We start from the raw sequence: 20,412 nt of genomic DNA, 5'->3' as shown, positions 1-20,412 counted from the left end.
ATAACATCGGGATAGTGGCAACGATGAGTGCAGTTGTTATGCTGATGGGGAAGTTCGGTTTTGTTTTAAACCCGGACAAGCTTGTTAACTTTCACTATTGGTGAGGGTCTAACGAAGCTTTATGCAGTTACGTCCGGCCTTTTTCGCTTTGTAAAGTGCTTCGTCCGCTAATTTAATGACGTCCAGAGGAGCTTGCCCATTCCGGCTATCAGCAACTCCGAAACTTGCGGTAACAAAAACCGACTTTCTTTTCGAACTGTTGCTACCACGACGTTTTTGTCCTTGTTTATGGTTCTCAGGGCGAGATTCTTCATCGCGTAATATCATCTCGTATTCTGCAATCGATTTACGAGCTTCTTCCAAAAAGTTCTTACATTCGTCAGCGTATTTGCCTTTAAAAACGATGGTAAATTCTTCTCCGCCAAATCGATAAACTTTTGCGCCGCCTGGGGTTTTAGTGAGGCGCGAAGCGACCATTTTTAGAACGTCATCACCAGTATCGTGACCGTAGGTGTCGTTAAACTTTTTAAAATGGTCAACATCAAGCATTGCGATCGTGAACTTCTTACCCATGTGTTTTAGATCGAGATCAAGTGCACGTCTGCTCGGAATCAGCGTTAGGCTATCGGTGAAAGCCAGTTGATGGCTAGCGGAAGCGGCATAAATAATGATAAGCAGCCCTGTTAGCGTAAACATGGTGCTTGATATGTACTGCACATCAAAGAAAATGAACGTCGCAGACGCCAATACCATGGCAGAGTAGGTCATCGCATGGATAATTTCATTCTTCTTTAAAACAAGAATTCCAAGAAAACAGACAATACCCACGCAATATAAAACAAGAATTAAAGGCAGTTTAGAGACCGTCGGTACAATAAATAAAATACCGCTTGTCCATTGTTCAAACCCTCCTTCAACGTAATATGCTAGCGTTAGATAAGACCAAAGAACGAACATTGCTAACATCAAGATGTAAGTCAACATGGCTCTGGAGTCAAAACCTTCTTTACTAAACAAAAATACCGTAAGAAACGAGACAGGAAGTAACGTGGCTAAAATGGTTAGCTCAAGTAAAGCGGTACCACTTTGAAGCGGGACTTGTAGGCGGTGCTGTATCACGAAATAGGCTAGCAACATTGCCAAGCACACCATGGACTCTCTGCCTTGCTTAAATGAATAACAAAGGAGTAGCGCACAACCTAATAGTATGTACGGCAAGTTTGCGGCAATGCCCCAGTTTGCCTGAGTCATCTGAATAATGCTGTCCATGCCCGAACTCACTATGCCCAGTAGCAACAAAGGGAATAAGAATCTGAAGCCTGATGAAGTCATTGACGATGAGGACATCTATTACAAACTGCCTGAAAATAGTTGACTATATAATTGGTTAGGTAAATCGTTTTATCAATATGGATATTTATCCGTTATTGAATTTCGAACTTTGAGAACTAGCAAGAATACGTCTATTTGTTCCTTTTCCCAAGTATTTTGGAAGACATTACGGCAAAAAGAGAGAGATTGATTAAATTAAGAGCAATCAATAAGTTGTTATAAACAAGTCGTTGCTATACTCATTTCATAGGAAAAAGGAGATTTACAGATGCAGATAAGCTCAGATGTGCACAATTACATGGAAACCTTAGTAGGCCAGGTTCTCAGTTTGCCCGAATTTTTAGAACAGTATGACAACGAACAGTTAGCCGATATTGCTTGCCTTGCGCTTATCCAGCTCAAGCCTGTCTATATCCGTCATGATATTGATTTTTTGTCTTCACTTCCTGAACAAAAATTAGGCCAGTTTAAGCAAAGCGCGGATATAGCGGTGAAAAACGCCGCAGAAATGGTGAAAGAAGACAGGCGTAAGAACCGAGAGTATGATGTGCCTGTAATTTTTTCCCATACTAGTTATGATGATGACAAAGAGTTGGATTGGTATGAAAAACCGATCCTTAACGTTAATATTAAGTAAGAGTCGCTCAGTTGACTAATGAGCTGACCCAAGGAGGAATCGTGGGATTTTTTTCGCGTTTGTTTGGTGGTAGTGAGAAAACGGTTGAAGCCAAAAATATCGAACCAGTTGAATATAAAGGCTTCCTTATTTACCCAGAGAGCCTTTCAGAGGGCGGACAATATCGCATCGCTGGTCGAATAGAAAAGCATGACAATGATGAAGTGAAAACACATCGGTTTATTCGCTCCGATTTGCTTGGCTCAGAGCAAGATGCCAATGACCTTATGTTGAAGAAATCTCAAATGTTTATTGATCAAATGGGCGATAAAATCTTCGACTAGCAATTTACTGCAATTTGATTCCAGTCATCTTAAAAAGAGCCATTAGTGTATATGCTAGTGGCTCTTTCTTTTTAACGCTTAAATCTCTGTTAAGTCAGTATTTAATCGTTACCTGATTAGACCTCAGTCTAGTACGGTGTTGCGTTGTTATTTTTCGTGCACAGAGCGACAATCATTCATTACTTAGCGTTATATGTAATGAAATTTAGTATTTAAATTACAAAACACTTGAAGTAATGAGACGCGTTCGATACAAACAGAATAATAACAGGGCTGTTAGTCAAGGTGTTATTGTGCAAATGGGTGTCCCCAAACATCATCTTTCGTTTGCAATTGTCTTGCGTGGTAAACAGATAGAAATAAAAAAGAATTAGAGTAGAGCGACGCTCTGTTTTGGGACTAATTTATTGATATGTATACAAGGAGTATGCGTTTTGCAAATCGGTGTACCTAAAGAGATACTCGCGGGTGAATCGCGAGTGGCTGCATCGCCGAAGTCGGTTGAGCAGTTAATAAAATTGGGATTCGATGTCGCGATTGAATCCCAAGCGGGGGTGCTAGCGAGTTTCGATGATGCCGCTTATGAAGCAGCTGGTGCGAAAATCCTTTCTAGTGAAGAAGTTTGGGCATCTGGCCTTATTTTAAAAGTTAATGCGCCAATTGTGGATGATGAGCAAGGCATTGACGAAATTGCGTTACTGCAAGATGGAGCAACACTGGTTAGCTTTATTTGGCCGGCTCAAAATGCTGAGTTGATGGAACAACTTTCAAGTAAGAACATTAACGTTCTTGCCATGGATTCCGTTCCTCGTATCTCACGTGCACAAGCCTTAGACGCGCTATCTTCGATGGCTAATATCGCTGGTTATCGTGCAGTGGTTGAGGCAGCTCATGAGTTTGGTCGTTTCTTTACAGGTCAAATTACGGCTGCCGGTAAAGTACCTCCAGCGAAAGTATTGGTTGCGGGTGCTGGCGTCGCTGGCTTGGCGGCTATCGGTGCTGCAGGTAGCTTAGGTGCTATTGTCCGTGCGTTTGACGTCCGCCCAGAAGTAAAAGAGCAAGTTGAATCGATGGGCGCTGAGTTCCTGACCGTTGACTTTCAAGAAGAGTCTGGCTCTGGGGATGGCTACGCAAAAGAAATGTCTGATGACTTCAACAAAAAAGCGGCAGAGTTATACGCAGAGCAAGCTAAAGATGTTGATATCATTATTACGACCGCGCTCATCCCTGGTAAACCTGCGCCGAAGTTGATCACCAAAGAAATGGTCGACAGCATGAAAGCGGGCAGTGTAATTGTCGACTTGGCAGCCGCTAATGGCGGTAACTGTGAATATACAGTGAAAGACCAAGTTATCATGACGGATAACGGCGTAAAAATTGTTGGTTACACTGACATGGTTGGTCGTTTGCCAACACAATCTTCTCAGCTTTACGCGACAAACCTTGTCAATCTTCTAAAACTGCTGTGTAAAGAGAAAGATGGCAACATCAATATTGATTTTGAAGATGTTGTTATCCGTGGCGTTACCGTGGTGAAAGAAGGTGAAGTTACTTGGCCAGCGCCACCAATTCAGGTTTCAGCTCAGCCGCAAGTGAAACAAGAACAGCCTGTGAAGCCAGAGCCTAAAGTAGAAGAACCTACGTCTCCAACGAAGAAAATTATTGGTATGGCAGCGGCTGTTGGAGCCTTTGCATGGGTTGCATCGGTTGCTCCGGCAGCGTTTCTTTCTCACTTTACTGTATTTGTTCTAGCGTGTGTTGTCGGATACTACGTAGTATGGAATGTTACCCATGCACTTCATACTCCACTAATGTCAGTAACGAATGCTATCTCTGGCATTATTGTCGTTGGTGCATTACTGCAAATTGGACAAGGTAATGGCGTCGTTTCATTCCTATCTTTTATTGCCGTATTGATCGCGAGTATCAATATCTTCGGTGGTTTCACCGTCACCAAGCGTATGCTTGAAATGTTCCGCAAAGATAAATAGGAGTCACAATGTCTGCAGGATTAGTACAAGCAGCTTACATTGTTGCTGCATTATTTTTCATCATGAGTTTGGCGGGGCTTTCAAAGCAAGAGTCTGCTCGTAATGGTAACTACTACGGTATCGCTGGTATGACGATCGCGCTAATAGCGACGATCTTTAGCCCAGATGCGCAAGGTTTTGGTTGGATCATTATCGCGATGGCGATAGGTGGTGCGATCGGTATTTTCTATGCGAAGAAAGTAGAAATGACCGAGATGCCAGAACTGGTTGCGATTCTACACAGCTTTGTAGGTTTAGCTGCGGTTTTAGTTGGCTACAACAGTTACCTAGATGCGCCAGAAGCAGCAACACATGCTGAGCATGTTATCCACCTTGTAGAAGTATTCTTGGGTGTGTTCATCGGTGCCGTAACTTTCACCGGTTCAATTGTCGCATTTGGTAAGCTGCGTGGTGTGATTTCTTCGTCGCCACTTAACCTGCCTCATAAGCACAAAATGAACCTCGCAGCGGTTGTTATTTCTACGCTTCTTATGATCTACTTCGTAAAAGCAGATGGCAGCATGTTCGCTCTTATTGTGATGACTTTGATCGCGTTCGCATTCGGCTACCATTTAGTCGCTTCAATCGGTGGTGCTGATATGCCAGTTGTTGTCTCTATGTTGAACTCATACTCAGGTTGGGCAGCAGCGGCAGCAGGTTTCATGCTCGCAAATGATCTATTGATTGTAACAGGTGCTTTGGTAGGTTCATCAGGTGCGATTCTTTCTTACATCATGTGTAAAGCAATGAACCGTTCGTTTATCAGTGTTATTGCCGGTGGTTTTGGTCAAGAGATAGTGATTTCAGGTGACGAAGAGCAGGGCGAATATCGTGAAACAACGGCTGAAGAAGTTGCAGAGATGTTGAAGAACTCAAAATCAGTAATCATCACTCCAGGATATGGCATGGCAGTAGCTCAGGCACAATACCCTGTTCATGAAATTACTGATGTACTTCGTTCACAAGGTATTGAAGTTCGCTTTGGGATTCACCCAGTAGCGGGTCGTCTACCGGGGCATATGAATGTGTTACTCGCTGAAGCAAAAGTACCGTATGATATCGTTCTTGAAATGGATGAAATCAATGATGACTTTGCAGAAACCGATACCGTATTGGTTATCGGTGCTAACGATACGGTCAACCCAGCCGCACTGGAAGATCCGAACAGCCCAATCGCTGGTATGCCCGTATTGGAGGTATGGAACGCGAAAAACGTAGTGGTATTCAAGCGCTCAATGAATACTGGTTACGCAGGAGTACAGAACCCACTGTTCTTCAAAGAAAATACATCAATGCTATTTGGTGATGCGAAAGAAAGTGTTGAGTCTATTTTTAAAGCACTTTAACAATTCTTGATTTAAAACTATACAGGGTCAGCAATCGCTGGCCCTTTTTTGTTCCGTTTCAATGTTATAGTAATGCAAATCCTTCTGTTAGCAGATGTCAATTGCTTGTAGATTGATGTATAGTTTTGGCTAATGTAACAAGTGACGGTAACAGTTTGATTAAAAAGTTTTTGCTCGGTTTTGCAACTGTATTGCCGCTTTTTTCGGCACCTGCATTTTCCGATTCACTACCAGAAAGAATAGATACGTTTACAGAGCTATTTAACTATGAAGTAGCTCTTAAGTCGTACGATATTCGTATTCTGCAATCAAATTATCCTACCAAGTTACTTGCGCCAGATTCGCTTCTGCCGCAAACGTCTGACTATCCGTTAAAAGATATCCAACAGCTTTACAGCTTGGCGAATACTTGTCGTGGCAAATTACCATTAAGTCCTTTAATTACTGAGCCTTTAGTATTTACAAGAGCGATTTGTAAAGGGACGCAGCTGACACCTCGTTGGTTCTCGCGTAGTGGTCTCATTCACCCTGGTGGTGGGACGTACGCGGCACGTTATGTGGATAAGTATCCAGAACTCAAACTCAAACTATCTCAGTACATGCATATAAAAGAGCGTGATAACGAGGAAGGGGATGAGTTGCTAGAAAGCTTGAAAAACATGGATGACGACGCCATTAATGCTTTGATTGCAGGCGCGAGCATGTTTATTGAAGGTAACGAACTTTGGCTAAGACGTGGTGACCGTTACTTTGTTTTCGAGAAAGATATCTGGCAAGAGAACGTAGCGAATGCGGGTCTGTCATACGCTCTAGCCTCTCAAAGCAAAAGTTGCTTTGTTAAACGAGGCAATATTTGTTGGGATGTAGAAGATCACTCGCAAGTTTTGCGGATCAGTATGATCATACTGGTAATCGCCAATATTCTTTTGGTGATTGGTTGGGCGGTGTACCGTTGGAATAGCAAGCGAGAAGAACTACGTAGTAGAATGCTCGTGTTGCAAATTTTAACGCATGAGCTCAGAACACCGATTGCATCTCTGTCACTAACGGTTGAAGGCTTTCGTCGAGAGTTCGAGCATTTGCCTGAAAGTGTGTATGACGAATTCCGCAGATTGTGTGAAGATACGCGCCGCCTGCGTCAATTGGCAGAAGCAAGTAAAGATTATTTGCAATCTGATAACCAAATGCTTGCAACAGATTGGGTACCATCCGTTGCAGATTGGTTAGAATTTAAGATCGAAGAAGAATTTGATAGTGCCGTGCTTTTTAACATCAATGAAGATGTGGCTGCTAAAGTTAATGTGTACTGGTTAGGAACTTGTATCGATAACTTGCTTCGTAATGCGCTTAAGTACGGTGTCGCACCGGTTGAATTGGATGTCTCAACTAGTGAAGAAAAAATAGTATTCCAAGTCCGAGATGCAGGAGGCCTAACGGCTAAAGATTGGGCAAATTTGAAGAAACCGTTCGTAAGTAAGAGCGGGTTAGGACTTGGATTAACAATCGTTGAATCTATGGTAGGCCGCATGGGCGGAAAAATGTCCTTAATGGGACCACCTACAACTTTTATATTGGAGATACCTTGTGAAACAGACACTGCTTCTCGTTGAGGACGATAAAAACTTGGCTGACGGCCTGTTAGTAAGCCTGGAACAAGCAGGATATGAGTGTTTACATGTGGAGCGTATTGCAGACGTAGAGCCACAATGGAAAAAAGCTGACTTGGTAATTCTCGATCGCCAACTCCCAGATGGTGACTCTGTACAATGTCTCCCAGAATGGAAACAGATTAAAGACGTACCAGTTATCTTGTTAACGGCACTTGTTACCGTAAAAGATAAAGTTGCAGGCCTTGATTCCGGCGCGAACGACTACTTAACAAAGCCTTTTGCTGAGGCGGAGCTTTTTGCGAGAATCCGTGCACAGCTACGAGCACCGGATTCAGCAGAACAAAGCAACGCTGATAAAGTGATTACAAAAGACTTAGAGATTGACCGCTCGACTCGTGAAGTGACTTATAAAGACGAGCTAATTACGCTTACTCGAACAGAGTTTGATTTGCTGCTATTTTTGGCGTCAAACTTAGGTCGCGTGTTTACTCGTGATGAGCTACTTGACCACGTTTGGGGTTACAATCACTTCCCGACAACACGTACGGTTGATACACATGTACTACAGCTTCGTCAAAAACTGCCAGGACTGGAAATTGAAACACTTCGTGGTGTTGGCTACAAGATGAAAGCATAAGTCGTAATGAAAATACTACTCCCTGTAGTTCTCTCATTAGCGTTAGTGAAACCAGTCCATGCAATGGACTGGTTTCAAACTAACACGCCTTTAACACAGGCACATCAACACTTACTTGAAGATGATCTTGCGGGTATGTTCAACTCTCTTGTTGAACTCTGGCAAACGGAACCAAGTAAAGATTTGACTCCTCACCTTAATGATCTTCTTGGTCAGTCACTATCTAAAAACTGTGGCAAGGCTCTCACTGGTGTAACGCTGCCTGATTGGATAAGTGGTGTGAACGTTATTCGTCAGACTATTCAAAGCCCTGGGCGAGATACATTTAGATTGGTAATCAAGCTAAGAGCTACAACTGACATCGAAAATATTTCATTTAATCGATGGGTGGATGATTCTATATCCGCGGACAGTTCATTCAGCTATGAACAACAGCCGAGCGGGACAGAACTTGCCAACGAGCGTAGCTACTCGAAACGCTATAACTTAACAGGTAAACTTGAAGCTGGTTTATATCACTTAACCGTTGTTTCTACTGATAAACAAGAGTATCGAACTTGGGTAATACTTGGAGATTCAAACTCTTCTCAATATGTTCGTTGGACATCTAAAGAGAATTGGAAAGTAGAAAAGAGCGCACTTCGTAATCCCCATTGTCCATTACCGCAACTTGAAGTCGGTTTGTATGACTACATTGATGGCCAGTACGAGCAAATGTGGAAAAAGACTTACGAGTCTAACTATCCAAATTCATTGGAGCTAGCGGGTGTCCCAAACGATAGATACGTATTGGCGGTAAGTATCAATAGTCGCCGTTGGCAGGGCGATATAATTGTTGAGCAGGCTCAAACTATTAGCCGAACCTATGATCTTTCCCAGGAAGAATAGTTAAAGAAATACTACTTGTGCCGATAAAGGTTCAGGACGAACTAAAATCATAAGTGTAGTATGAAAAACAAATATAAAATTCTTGCCACTTCTGTTGCTACTATTCTTTTCGCTAATGCTGCTTCTGCTGCTACTTATGCGATAGAGGCTCGTAGTGATGCAATGGGGGGCGTTGGTACCGTATCAGCAACTTATCTAACTGCGCCTTTTTTCAACCCCGCTCTTACTGCGATTTATCGCCGAAATGACGATGCAGGAATGATCGTGCCAAGTTTTGGTGGCAGCTACGATGATCAATATGATCTAGTTGATGAAATCGAACGCATCAGCAAATTGACAGACGTCGATGAAATCAAAAAATCGATGGATGCTATCGATAGGAAAAAGACAGACTTTGATCTTGGTGGTGTCGTTGCCATTGGTATCCCCAACAAATTCTTATCTGCAACTGCATACGGTAAGCTATACACTGAATCATTCGTACAACCAAATGTTGATACCTCAGGTACTAATCCATTAGATGATAGCTATGTACAAGGTGTTTCTATTGGCGTGGCTGAAGCTGGTATTTCACTTGCTAAATACACTAATTTCATGAACCAACACCTTTCTTTTGGTGTTACTCCTAAACTTCAGCGTATATACACATACTCATACGCCACGAGTTTTCAGAATTTTGATACTAAAGACTTACGTGAAAATGAGACCGCGGAAACGATGTTTAACTTAGACGCAGGCGCACTTTGGTTCTTTGGCCCATATCGTCTCGGTATTTCAGCGAAAAATTTGATCGGAAGAGACGTTAAAACAAAATCATTCCAATATGGCAGCGATACGATAAAATCATACGAATATAGCATGCGTCCTGTATACACCGTTGGGGCAGGGATTGTTGCCGATTACTTTACGATGAGTGTTGACTACGATCTTAACGAAGAAAAACGTTTTTCATCCTTTGATGATAATACGCAAATGATTCGAGCTGGTATTGAATTTGATATTTTGCGTCAAATGGCATTACGAGCAGGGTATATGAAGAACTTAGCTCGAAGTAAGGACGAAGGAACCATTACTGCTGGTATCGGGTTGTCTCCACTTAAGTTGTTCGAATTGGATATCGCAGCTCAGTACACAAACGAGAACGCTATGGGTGCATCCATTAATTTCCTTGCTACCTATTAATTGAATCGTTATAGTCAGCTCCTCAAAATGAGGAGCTTTTTATGTTTGACGATTTACCCCCTCTATCTCACCAAGAGCAACAACAAGCTGTAGAGAGAATTCAAGAATTGATGGCGAAGGGCACAAGTACTGCAGAAGCTATCAAAATTGTTGCCGAACGGATTCGTTCTGAGTACGCAGAAAAACAACAGCAACAAAACTAATCAATTCATGGACAGGGCATACGCCCTGTTTTTTTGCCTTTCTATTTTCAATTCCTTTACATTCCCAAACACCACCCTAGTTACGCTGTAACTACAATTTACTAAACCTATATGATTTTAATCTTGTTCAATTGCCTTTAAGACTAAATAGCGAGTTAGTAAAATTTTACCCAATCGTGTTAACCTTAGTTTTCGTAGCACAGGTAATTAGGCATTTTTTAAAGAACTCATAAATTAAACTCAATAATATCAATTATTTACCTCGGGTATTTAATCTGCCGACCATATTGGTTGCGATTAATCTTGTAATTTAATTACAAAGTGCGAGAGGACTTCGTTCCCAGGTAGAGGATTATGCTGAAAAAAGAAAAAAAGATACACCGTAACTTATAACGGTAATTAAACTAGACTTATTAAATAAGCGATATAAGAACAGTAAGCACTCGCAGACATATGTAATAGATGAATCGAAGTTCATCTTATTGAGCTGCTTTTTTAGCCGAAATACGTCTCCTGGATTTGAGCGGAGCGTTACATATTGAACACGCTTAACCTAAAGTAGTTTTACTAAACTAGGCGACGTTGAAGTGGGTAATATGAAACCTCAAGAGTAGTAGAAATCAAGAACAGTAACGTCTGTTACAACGTAATGTTCCCTGACGTCCTTCCTGTTAAATAGTCCGATAATTAGAGAAGAAATTGGGAAAACATCGTTGATCTTTGGATGAGTAGCAGTAGTTTTGATGTTGTGTTCGCTCTATGTGGACTAGACTTAATATGAGAACAAAAACTAACCAAGGGAGGAATGATGGGTTACAAGCACGTTTTGGTTGCTGTCGACTTATCTAAATCTAGCCAAGCCGTTATCGAAAAAGCAATAATGCAAGCAGATAACTCAAGCAGCAAACTCTCATTTGTTCACGTAGATGTTGATCGCATAGTCATGGAAGCGAAGGAAGAGCAAGAATTGGAAAGAAGGCTGCAAGAGCTCGCTGATAAATGCTTATACCCAGTAAACGAGACCATGGTAGTAATCGGCGATCTTCATATAAAACTATCGGGAATCGTCAAAAAAGAGGGGATAGATTTAGTTGTCTGTGGTCATCATCACAACTTATTGAGTCGCTTTTTTTCATCGATACCAAAGGTTGTGAACGAAGTTGAAGCTGATTTATTAATCGTCTATTTAGACGAGTGATCGACAACTCTTGTTCGCACTCATCATTTTTTGTCAATAAAAAGCCGAACGTTTATGTTCGGCTTGGTGTATCGGTGATAATAAAAGTTTTTAGCCAGGAATGATTGATGCCTCATGAGATAAAACAGATGCAGACTCCGCGTTTGACTGCAGATCAAAATGTACGTTAACTTGCACGCCTTCTCGCTCAAAAGTGACATCATCAAAATCGGTCATAGCGATTTTGAATCCATTTCTAGCAAAAAAGCCAGTCACCATAGTTCGCTGCTTAATTTCTAATGCAGACGCGAGTAGCTTATCCATGGCATTCTCCTTGGTTATTGTGGGGATATGGGTAGAAGATACACATAGATTGGTATGAAATCAATTTTATATAAAGTTGCTTTTGATGAAAATTTTAATGTAAGTCAATCTATCATTTACCCCACGTGATTTATTCCACGCAAAACCTTGATAACAAGACGGAAGAGCATCCCACATTGTGATAGCAAGCATAAAGATGGGGGGGTTAATAAATGCCGCTGAAACAATATGTTACAAAGATTAGCGTTAGGCCTAGTTGAGTAGACAACGCAAAATTCTAAATCTGAACAACCGCCCTAAAATGACTCACTCTTCAATACTTGTGATAACTCAGACCGAATAAAAGTAGATATCTCAGCTAGCTTTCTTGGCAAAGGGTTTTGATAAGGGTAGGCAATATACATGGAATGTTCTATATCAAAAGTTTGCGATATTCGGATGTTTTTGTCTATATAGTTACTTTTAACAAGATAGTTTGGAATGACACCAACCCCAACTCCCTCAGAAACAAAGTTTATTAAAATAGAGGTGTTATCAACTTCGATAACATCAGTATATTGATTTTTAATTGATTCCTTATTCGAATGATGTTTGTAGATTAATAGTGTTTTGTTGTTGGCATTACTTACCCTAGATATCAAAACATCACTATAATCACCAATTTTATGTGCAATAAGAGTGTCATCAATAACATTATTAAGCCTAATCGCTAAATCTACATTGCTTTCTAATAAATTTTCTACATTGTTACTTGACGATATTTCAAAATCAACTTTTGGATATCGTTCTTTTAAGTCTTTAAGAACAGAACCAAAAATAGAAGAGGCTATAGAGTTGGGCATTGTGATTTTAAACTTTCCATCAATGCATTCACTCAACGAGCTAGCTCTGTAATTTAACTCGTGCAAACTCTCTAACGTCTTGATAGCAAGTTCTCTAATGCTTTCGCCATGATCAGTTAAAACGAGTTTCCTTGTTGTTCTGTGGACGAGTGTTACGCCAAGTTGTTTTTCTAATGCTGCTAGCTGCCTGCTGACTTGAGCTTTAGACTTTCCAAGTTCTTTTGATGCCGATGTAAGAGAGAGGTGTTTACAAATGGCTGCAAAGCAGATCAGCTCATTGTTCATCAATTCCATGATTGTTACCTTTTTGCAACTCTGAGTCACGTTGTCTTTTAACTGGTGGGAAAGTATAACTTGCATCATCGGAGGGGGACAATGATATTTAAAAGCCGCCATGAAATAATGGTAGACTACTATCTTAATAAAACCATATTGGATATTAAGTTAAACCGATATCCTGAAGGAATTAACTCAATCGGATTAAATATAGAAAATAAAGATTTAAAAATAAAAAATTTGAGTTGAAATTGATTTTTTAAATTATAAAGTTAAACGTGTAAGGATATTGAAACATGAAGACTGCAATACAAAATTCGAAAAGATGTGTTTATCAGAAAGATACATTGTATAGAATAATAAATAATATTAGTACTTTGTATACCAAATCACTAGTAAAATTATTTGGTGAAGAGTTGAGAATCCATCATTGCAAACATAAGATTAATGTAAGAACCACTAACGAGTTGAGTGAACATATGAAGAAAGATCTAGGTATAGATTGAAAAGTAGAGAGTTTACATCTGTTAGATTCTTTGTTCCTATAAAGGTAATCTAGTACTTATACGTTTGGGTTAAGCAAATGCGTGTCCATGTTGACTCATATTGAATGAGCAAGACGCAGAACCAACGTGTACTGTGTTGAACGTAACTCAAGATACAATGAAGGAACTTAATCAGCCACACGGTTTTAAAGCAGCAACAGCCAAATACGGTGTAACTAAACTGACCTCACCAATGCTAATCTTCTAACCCTTAGGTTCGCATTATGTATATTATGTTAAATTTCGTATTGCTGTACGCTAAATGTTGTCTGAGTATGCTCCTATTCCCCTGCAGATTTTAAATTTAAGGGCCTTACTGTGAGCATTAAACATAATGGTTATTTACCATAAAATAGCTAATATCGATCTATCAATCTACGATTGCTTGCTCTTCAATTAGCAACTTATAAAAAATGGCGTCTATTTCTTTAGACGCCATTTTTGTTTACTGGAAATATTAAATTAGCCACCGGCTAACTTGACTGTCATGCCTTTCTTTTCAAGATGTGCCTTGATCTTGTCTCTAGCATCACCTTGAATCTCGATATTGCCATCTTTTACAGAGCCACCACAGCCACAGACTTTTTTGAGTTCTGCCGCTAATAACTTTAAAGGTGCATCATCCAAGTCTAAACCTGTAACAATGCATACGCCTTTACCTTTACGGCCTTTCGTTTGGCGCTGAATCCGAACAACACCATCGCCTTTAGGGCGAGATACTTTTTCTTCTTCCGGTTTAATTCGACCGGTTTCTGTTGAATATACCAGAGTCATTCTATTGTTTCTTTTGTTGTTGAGCTTGCATCGCTTTTTGCTTTGCAACCAAATAAGCTTCGATATAGCGTTGAATAGCGGCTTTACTGCCCTTAATCAGTTTACCATTAAACATACAGTACCAAGAGTTAGGTTGGCCTGTATCGTTTTGAATAGTATAGCCGTTAAAGACCTCTGATTTTGCAACACCAGTTTGCTGCACTCTTTGTCCGAGTGAAGCAAACTCTTTGGGATCAATAATCGATGCGGTGTCACACCACCAATCAATGCTTTTCTTTACCGCCGTCAAACTGCCCTGTAAAACGTGGTTCTTGATTTTAACCTTCCAAACACTGCCATCTGATCCGACTGACTGCAGGTTAAAACCTCTATAATTTGAAATCGCCATACCACTGAGTCATCTGTTTAATGCGTTGATATAATCATAATTGCTACTGAGCAATATTCAAATACGGCTTGAATAATCCTTGCTCTAGAAAACAACTTGTATCATAAAACGCGTCTCGATAACGTTAATCACTTTGCACTGTTTATACAATCTTCCAAGAACTCATGAAATTTGTGCCCGTTGTTTTGAAGCATTTTAGGGAACATTGAGATCGGAGTCATTCCTGGAAATGTGTTTACTTCGTTTAAGTAAATCTCATCATCTTCCGTTAGGAAAAAGTCGATACGAGATAAATGACGAAGATTCATTTGTTTAAATACCGTCTCTGACGCGTGTTGGATGGAATCTAATTGTATTTGAGTTAGATTCTTCGCCTCAACTTCTGTGAGCGAGTGACTTGAACTGCTGTACTTTTCATCGTACGAGTAAAAAGCACCATCAGGCGCGATGACCTCGCCTGGCTTAGTGATATGTAGTTGGCCATTCATCTCATATGCAGCAACTTCAAGTTCTCGAGGTTTTACTGCTTTCTCAACCAACACTTGGTCAGAAAACCCAAAAGCATCATTTACTGCATTAGAAAGCTTGTCTTTTCCTGTGACACTGTAACAGCCAACGGAAGAGCCTTGGCGAGCGGCTTTAACAAAAACTTTTCCCCACTTTTCAAAGGCTTTATGAGCTTGAACGTGAGCTTCTTCATCGTTTCGTGTTAAGAATAAGTATGGCGTATTGGGTATGCCAATAGCGTCGTACCAAAGCTTAGATGTGATTTTATTGAAACTATTGCTACTCGCTTCTGGCCCGCAGCCAAGATAAGGAATACCTGCGATTTCAAACAGAGATTGAATGTCGCCTGTTTCGCCAGGAAAACCATGTATACAAGGCACGATGAAATCAATGGTTTGATTAGATTCACTTGAGCACAACTGCTTGGTATTGAGATCCAAGTAAACCAACTCACCTTGGTTGGTCATCCAACCTTCGTTTTTTATTTCTACGCGTGTAACGTGAACGTCTTCAATAAGATTTAGTTGTTGTTCGACAAAGTTTGCAGACAATAATGAAATCTCGTGCTCAGAAGAGCCACCGCCGCATAGTAAAAGAATATTTTTAATCATGAATCCATCTTTCCGTGACCTACAAAAGATACTATTTATTATGATAAACCTTTGAAGTGTGACGTACAGTAATTTTAATGTGAGGAATGTTGTTCGAATAGGATTTGAGCAAATAAATAAGGGAGCTATTCGCTCCCTTATTTGATGTGTTAATTTAATTTGTTAAGCGTTGGGTAAGCTGAGTTTTTGATTGCATCAATGCTTTTAACAAATGGTCTTAACTGCTGAAATTGAGCTGGCAAAGTCGAAATCGCTTGCTTGGCTTCTGCGCTTGTTGCGTAGTCTCCGTATAAAACTGAGAACCACTTAGTACCGTTTACAACTTTGTAGTTTTCCCAAATTGGCTGACCGTTCTGTGGCAGCTTATTTGCAAACTGATCGACTTTAGCTTGGCTACCCACAGCTGCGACTTGAATGGTATAGCCGAATCGTTGAATGCCAGCTTGCTTTTTACTTGGTGGTACGATCTTAACTGGCTTCGCCTGCTCTTTTGGCGTTAGCTTGACTACTTTCTTCTCTTCAGGCTTTGCCGTCATTTTCACAACAGTTGGTTGTACGTCTTTTTCTACTACAGCGTTTTCAGACGCCATAATTGGTTTAGAGATACGATCTGATTTGTAGTCCTCTCGGTAACTTTCTGAGGTCACATCCGTGATGTAAGTTTCAGATGCACAAGCAGAAAGCAGAACTGACAAGCCGATGATTGCGATTTTTTTCATGAAGTAACAAATGCTCTGGATAAATATTACGATAAATCATGCCGATAGCAGGGCCGTTTATCAAGCATCAAATACAATAATCTGTGATTTTGATGTGATGAATAACACAAACTCCATAAGCATCGTACACATTTTCTGCAATGTCTGGCCTGAAGATGTTTTATCAGAAAATTATTCGTTTATGATTGATATGAAACCGAGAAGCCAACGTGACTTACAAACGGCCAGGAGTCAGCATGAATAAACTACATAAACTCTTTAAACCCAACTCTGTGGCCGTTATTGGGGCATCTCAAAAAGCATTGCGAGCAGGACATGTTGTGATGCGCAACCTTCTACAAAGTGGATTTGGTGGCGCGATTATGCCAGTAACGCCGCGATATAAAGCCGTATCTGGCGTGATCGCTTACCCTGATGTAGCTTCCCTGCCCTATACGCCAGATATTGCAATTTTGTGTACGAACGTTTCACGTAACGAGCAGTTGCTTAAAGAGCTAGATGAGAGAGGCACACCGTTTGCGATTGTTATCTCTGATGACCCTAAGCCTTTAGATATTTCATCATTGAACATTCGAGTTTTAGGCCCAAACAGCTTAGGTATCATCCTTCCTTGGCACAATTTTAACTGCACGTTTTCCCCTGTCGCAGCTAAACCCGGAAAAATTGCTTTCATCTCACAATCCGCGGCGGTTTGTACCACTGTTTTAGACTGGGCAAATGATAAGAACATTGGTTTTTCTTCGTTCATTTCGATTGGGCGCGGACAGGATATCGATTTTGCAGATTTGCTCGACTATTTGAGTATGGATGGAAACACAGAAGCTATTCTGCTTTATGTTGATAATATCCAAGACGCTCGCCGATTTATGTCTGCTGCGCGCGCCGCTTCACGTAACCGACGTATATTGGTGCTAAAAGCGGGCCGCTCTAAAGAGATGAATACTTTTGAGCAGCAAGACGGAGATACACTTGACGTAATTTACGATTCTGCTATTCGCAGAACTGGTATGTTACGAGTCAGCAATACGCATGAGCTTTTTGCCGCGGTTGAAACACTCACGCATTCTGTGCCACTTCGTGGAGAGCGTTTAGCGATCATCACCAATGGCGGCGGCCCTGCTGTTATGTCCGTTGATACTTTGATTGAACGTGGTGGCCAACTCGCAACGCTTGATGACGCTTCCATTGAGCAATTACAAGCAGTACTTCCATCCAACTGGCGTGCTCGAAATCCAATTGATCTGTCTGGTGACGCAACCCAAAAACGCTATATTGATACCATTAACGCACTGATGAATAACGACTGTGCAGATGCGATATTGATTATGCATAGTCCTTCTGCTGTTTCTGATCCTCTTGAAACTGCTCAAGCCGTTATTAATGCCATCAAATCTCACCCTCGGCATAAGCATTTTAATATCTTGACCAACTGGTCAGGAGAACAAACGTCGAGAGAAGCGCGACTGGCCTTTACTCAAGCAGGCATTCCAACCTATAGAACACCTGAAAGTGCGGTTGTAGCATACATGCACTTGGTCGAATACAGACGAAACCAGAAACAACTAATGGAAACGCCAACGACGGCAGAGCCATTACATTCAGGAAGTGTGAGTTCAGCAAAAGAATGGGTAAACGAACGACTACTGGATAAAAACACAGTCTCCTTAGATACGCATCAAACTAGCCCATTATTTAAGCTGTTCGGGTTTAACGTTTTGCCGACGTGGATTGCATCTGACGACATTGAAGCCGTTCATATGGCAGAAAATATTGGATATCCTGTTGCGGTTAAATTGCGTTCTCCAGACATTCCTCATAAATCTGATGTTCACGGTGTCGCTCTAAATTTAAGAAACAGTCGAGAAGTTTCCAACGCAGCGCTATCCATTTTAGATACCGTAAAGCTCAGCTACCCTTCCGCCAATGTACATGGGCTGTTGGTACAAGGGATGGCAAAGCTCGGCAGCGCTGAAGAGCTACGGATTAGTATTGCAGTAGATAAAGTCTTTGGACCAGTGATCTTGCTTGGTCAAGGCGGCTCTGAGTGGAATATCGCCCAAGATGCCGTCGCTGCACTTCCTCCTTTGAACATGACACTTGCGCGCTACCTTGTCGTTGTTGCCCTAAAGTCTGGAAAGATTCGCCTGCAGAAACACAAAGATGCGCTCGATATTACTGAGTTGTCGAAGTTCTTGGTTCGTATCTCCCAAATGGCAGTTGAGTTACCAGAAATACAAAAACTGGATATCCATCCAGTGCTAGTGTCCGGAAGCGATTTAACTATCCTTGATGCAGATGTCACACTGTGTAAGTACGAAGGAGACGCCCAAAAACGGCTAGCGATTCGCCCTTTCCCGGCAGAGTTTGTCGAAACGGTGACGCTTCGAGATGGCCAACCTATCCTGCTTCGCCCTATCTTGCCTGAGGATGAGCCGCTGCATGCTCAATTCATTAATAGCGTATCGAAAGAAGATCTCTATAAGCGTTTCTTTTCTGAAGTTGGAGAGTTCAACCATGAGGCTTTGGCAAACTTTACTCAAATAGACTACGACCGCGAAATGGCGTTTGTTGCGGTAGCGTTTAATACTGACGGACCGTCTATCATAGGGGTAGCCCGCGCATTGATTACACCAGACAATAGTGACGCTGAGTTTGCTATTTTGGTTCGTTCAGATTTGAAAGGAAAAGGTTTAGGCAAAGTGCTGATGCAGAAAATAATCAGCTATTGCAAAATTAAAGGCACAAAGCAAATGTCTGGAATGACCATGCCAACAAACAGAGGAATGTTGATGTTGGCTCAGAACTTGGGGTTTGAGATCGATGTCCAGTTTGCAGACGGTACGGCAGATATGGTGCTCCCTTTAAATTGAAAAGCGCAGCATTAGCGATGACTTTTACTTCTTACATTCGATAATCAATGGGAATCTAAGAAGTAAAAGTTACGTTGTTACTTTAGTTTCCAATTCTTTTTTAAGTACTGAATACACCAGGATTTTGCCTCACCCATAGTGTTCCGGCGCCATGCCAAAATAATATCCATCGGCTGTTCTTCAGTGCCTTCGATTCGTTTCAATACACCACTATCAATAAGAGGTTGTGCAATTTGGCTTGGTAATGTACCAATGCCTAAACCTGCAGTTAGCGCTTCTACTTTTGCCGTAAAGTTGGTGACGGTCAAGCGAGGCTGTTTTTGAATGATATTAATTGAGAGCGCTGGTTGCTCACGTGCGGTATCTGCAATAGCAATAATCCGATACTTTTCTCGCGCTGCTTCATCAAACTTACCACTACGCTTGTGAACATAGTGATCAGCGGAAGCTACCCAATACATACTCATTTTACCAATTTTTTCTGACTTAACTTCTTGAGGAAGCGTATCCAGTGATGGGCAAATCAGTAAATCAGCTCTCCCCGTATTCAACGACTCCCAGCTACCAGCCAGAATCTCCTCTTGCAGCCTGACTCGAGTTGAGCTGACCTCGGCCAGCGCATCAACCATCGGGAAAAAGTTGGATATAGGAATAATGCCATCGAAGGCAATGGTAATATCCAGTTCCCAGCCATTCGCCAATAACGTTGCATCGTTCACTAACTTTTCACTGGCTTGTAAAATGGCTCTTCCTCTTTCAAGAATAAGCTTACCTGCTTCAGTAAAATGGGCTTTGTGACCAGAGCGATCGAAGATAATAATGTCTAAGTCTTGCTCGAGTTTCTGGATTTGATAGCTCAGCGATGACGGGGCTCTGTCTAACTCATTCGCAGCAGCAGCAAAACTCCCTCTTCGATCAATAGCATCTAGAATATGGAGTGCTTCTAACGTAATTGGACTCTGCACATGGCCTCTCTTAATGTGACATTCATCACATTCGTTGTATTTGGATGAACTTATCAAGAACTAACGACAAATAATATAACATATTGATAACTAAAGACTAGGAATGCTCATAGCCTAAGAAGAAGATTCAATACAAATCAATAAATGACAATGGTAATGATAGTAATTACCATTTAGATCCATTAATATCCGCGTGTTGTTACCTATTATGGATCTAAGGTATTGA

Annotated in this window: 19 protein-coding genes; 11 read left to right on the top strand and 8 right to left on the bottom strand. The window is 41.2% G+C overall.

Translation table 11 applies throughout. The features are described from left to right. Positions 1–108: 108 nt before the first annotated feature. Positions 109–1,347 carry a GGDEF domain-containing protein gene (locus R7Q39_RS05485; RefSeq protein WP_318075861.1) on the bottom strand — a complete coding sequence of 413 codons (1,239 nt, stop codon included), beginning with the start codon at positions 1,345–1,347 and terminating at the stop codon, positions 109–111. Positions 1,348–1,600: 253 nt separating this feature from the next. Between R7Q39_RS05485 and R7Q39_RS05480 the strand changes: the two genes are divergently transcribed. The 10 genes from R7Q39_RS05480 (at position 1,601) to R7Q39_RS05435 (ending at position 11,386) form a co-directional block, all read left to right on the top strand. Continuing rightward, a complete protein-coding gene (locus R7Q39_RS05480; protein ID WP_053303639.1) occupies positions 1,601–1,969 on the top strand; it encodes a late competence development ComFB family protein in 369 nt (122 codons plus the stop codon). Positions 1,970–2,010: 41 nt separating this feature from the next. Further along, the gene (locus tag R7Q39_RS05475) at positions 2,011–2,292 is read left to right on the top strand and encodes an HlyU family transcriptional regulator (RefSeq protein ID WP_005376244.1); all 282 of its coding nucleotides are present in this window, start codon (positions 2,011–2,013) and stop codon (positions 2,290–2,292) included. A gap of 434 nt (positions 2,293–2,726) precedes the next feature. Next, on the top strand, positions 2,727–4,283 hold the full coding sequence (locus tag R7Q39_RS05470; RefSeq protein ID WP_064354790.1) for a Re/Si-specific NAD(P)(+) transhydrogenase subunit alpha: 1,557 nt from the start codon (positions 2,727–2,729) through the stop codon (positions 4,281–4,283). Positions 4,284–4,291: 8 nt separating this feature from the next. Continuing rightward, positions 4,292–5,668 (top strand): Re/Si-specific NAD(P)(+) transhydrogenase subunit beta, encoded by a 1,377-nt coding sequence (gene pntB / locus R7Q39_RS05465; protein WP_005376248.1) that lies wholly within the window; start codon positions 4,292–4,294, stop codon positions 5,666–5,668. Between the two features lie 155 nt (positions 5,669–5,823). Next, positions 5,824–7,278, top strand: a complete 1,455-nt coding sequence (gene vxrA / locus R7Q39_RS05460; RefSeq protein WP_318075922.1) for a sensor histidine kinase VxrA — start codon at positions 5,824–5,826, stop codon at positions 7,276–7,278. Further along, positions 7,253–7,915: a response regulator transcription factor VxrB gene (gene vxrB, locus R7Q39_RS05455; protein ID WP_005376251.1), complete on the top strand. Its 663-nt coding sequence runs from the start codon at positions 7,253–7,255 to the stop codon at positions 7,913–7,915. Before vxrA ends, vxrB begins: the two co-directional genes overlap by 26 nt. A gap of 6 nt (positions 7,916–7,921) precedes the next feature. Then, a complete protein-coding gene (locus R7Q39_RS05450) occupies positions 7,922–8,803 on the top strand; it encodes a DUF2861 family protein (protein WP_017820158.1) in 882 nt (293 codons plus the stop codon). A gap of 60 nt (positions 8,804–8,863) precedes the next feature. Next, positions 8,864–9,985: a conjugal transfer protein TraF gene (locus R7Q39_RS05445; RefSeq protein WP_258510437.1), complete on the top strand. Its 1,122-nt coding sequence runs from the start codon at positions 8,864–8,866 to the stop codon at positions 9,983–9,985. A gap of 41 nt (positions 9,986–10,026) precedes the next feature. Then, entirely contained in the window at positions 10,027–10,188 is a 162-nt protein-coding gene (locus R7Q39_RS05440) for a YoaH family protein (protein WP_005376257.1), read from the top strand. 808 nt (positions 10,189–10,996) lie between these two features. Further along, on the top strand, positions 10,997–11,386 hold the full coding sequence (locus R7Q39_RS05435) for a universal stress protein (RefSeq protein ID WP_042520919.1): 390 nt from the start codon (positions 10,997–10,999) through the stop codon (positions 11,384–11,386). Between the two features lie 90 nt (positions 11,387–11,476). Here R7Q39_RS05435 and R7Q39_RS05430 read toward each other — a convergent pair whose 3' ends face one another. From R7Q39_RS05430 to R7Q39_RS05405, 6 genes are all read right to left on the bottom strand, one after another. Then, a complete protein-coding gene (locus tag R7Q39_RS05430) occupies positions 11,477–11,689 on the bottom strand; it encodes a hypothetical protein (RefSeq protein WP_005376260.1) in 213 nt (70 codons plus the stop codon). Positions 11,690–11,985: 296 nt separating this feature from the next. After that, entirely contained in the window at positions 11,986–12,825 is an 840-nt protein-coding gene (locus R7Q39_RS05425) for a LysR family transcriptional regulator (protein WP_318075860.1), read from the bottom strand. 989 nt (positions 12,826–13,814) lie between these two features. Further along, positions 13,815–14,126 (bottom strand): stress response translation initiation inhibitor YciH, encoded by a 312-nt coding sequence (gene yciH, locus R7Q39_RS05420; RefSeq protein ID WP_005376292.1) that lies wholly within the window; start codon positions 14,124–14,126, stop codon positions 13,815–13,817. Between the two features lies 1 nt (position 14,127). Further along, positions 14,128–14,514 carry a DUF3319 domain-containing protein gene (locus R7Q39_RS05415; RefSeq protein ID WP_318075859.1) on the bottom strand — a complete coding sequence of 129 codons (387 nt, stop codon included), beginning with the start codon at positions 14,512–14,514 and terminating at the stop codon, positions 14,128–14,130. A 128-nt stretch (positions 14,515–14,642) separates the two neighbouring features. Further along, entirely contained in the window at positions 14,643–15,632 is a 990-nt protein-coding gene (locus R7Q39_RS05410) for a D-alanine--D-alanine ligase (protein WP_005376296.1), read from the bottom strand. Positions 15,633–15,781: 149 nt separating this feature from the next. Next, positions 15,782–16,351: an SPOR domain-containing protein gene (locus tag R7Q39_RS05405; RefSeq protein WP_005390018.1), complete on the bottom strand. Its 570-nt coding sequence runs from the start codon at positions 16,349–16,351 to the stop codon at positions 15,782–15,784. A 236-nt stretch (positions 16,352–16,587) separates the two neighbouring features. Between R7Q39_RS05405 and R7Q39_RS05400 the strand changes: the two genes are divergently transcribed. Beyond that, the gene (locus R7Q39_RS05400) at positions 16,588–19,221 is read left to right on the top strand and encodes a bifunctional acetate--CoA ligase family protein/GNAT family N-acetyltransferase (RefSeq protein WP_318075858.1); all 2,634 of its coding nucleotides are present in this window, start codon (positions 16,588–16,590) and stop codon (positions 19,219–19,221) included. A 77-nt stretch (positions 19,222–19,298) separates the two neighbouring features. Here R7Q39_RS05400 and R7Q39_RS05395 read toward each other — a convergent pair whose 3' ends face one another. Then, positions 19,299–20,186, bottom strand: a complete 888-nt coding sequence (locus R7Q39_RS05395) for a LysR family transcriptional regulator (protein ID WP_017634152.1) — start codon at positions 20,184–20,186, stop codon at positions 19,299–19,301. Between the last annotated feature and the right edge of the window lie 226 nt (positions 20,187–20,412).

Origin of the sequence: Vibrio sp. 947 (assembly GCF_033339115.1) — a bacterium.
GTDB classification, from domain to species: domain Bacteria; phylum Pseudomonadota; class Gammaproteobacteria; order Enterobacterales; family Vibrionaceae; genus Vibrio; species Vibrio alginolyticus.
This window is presented reverse-complemented; position numbering and strand designations above follow the sequence as displayed.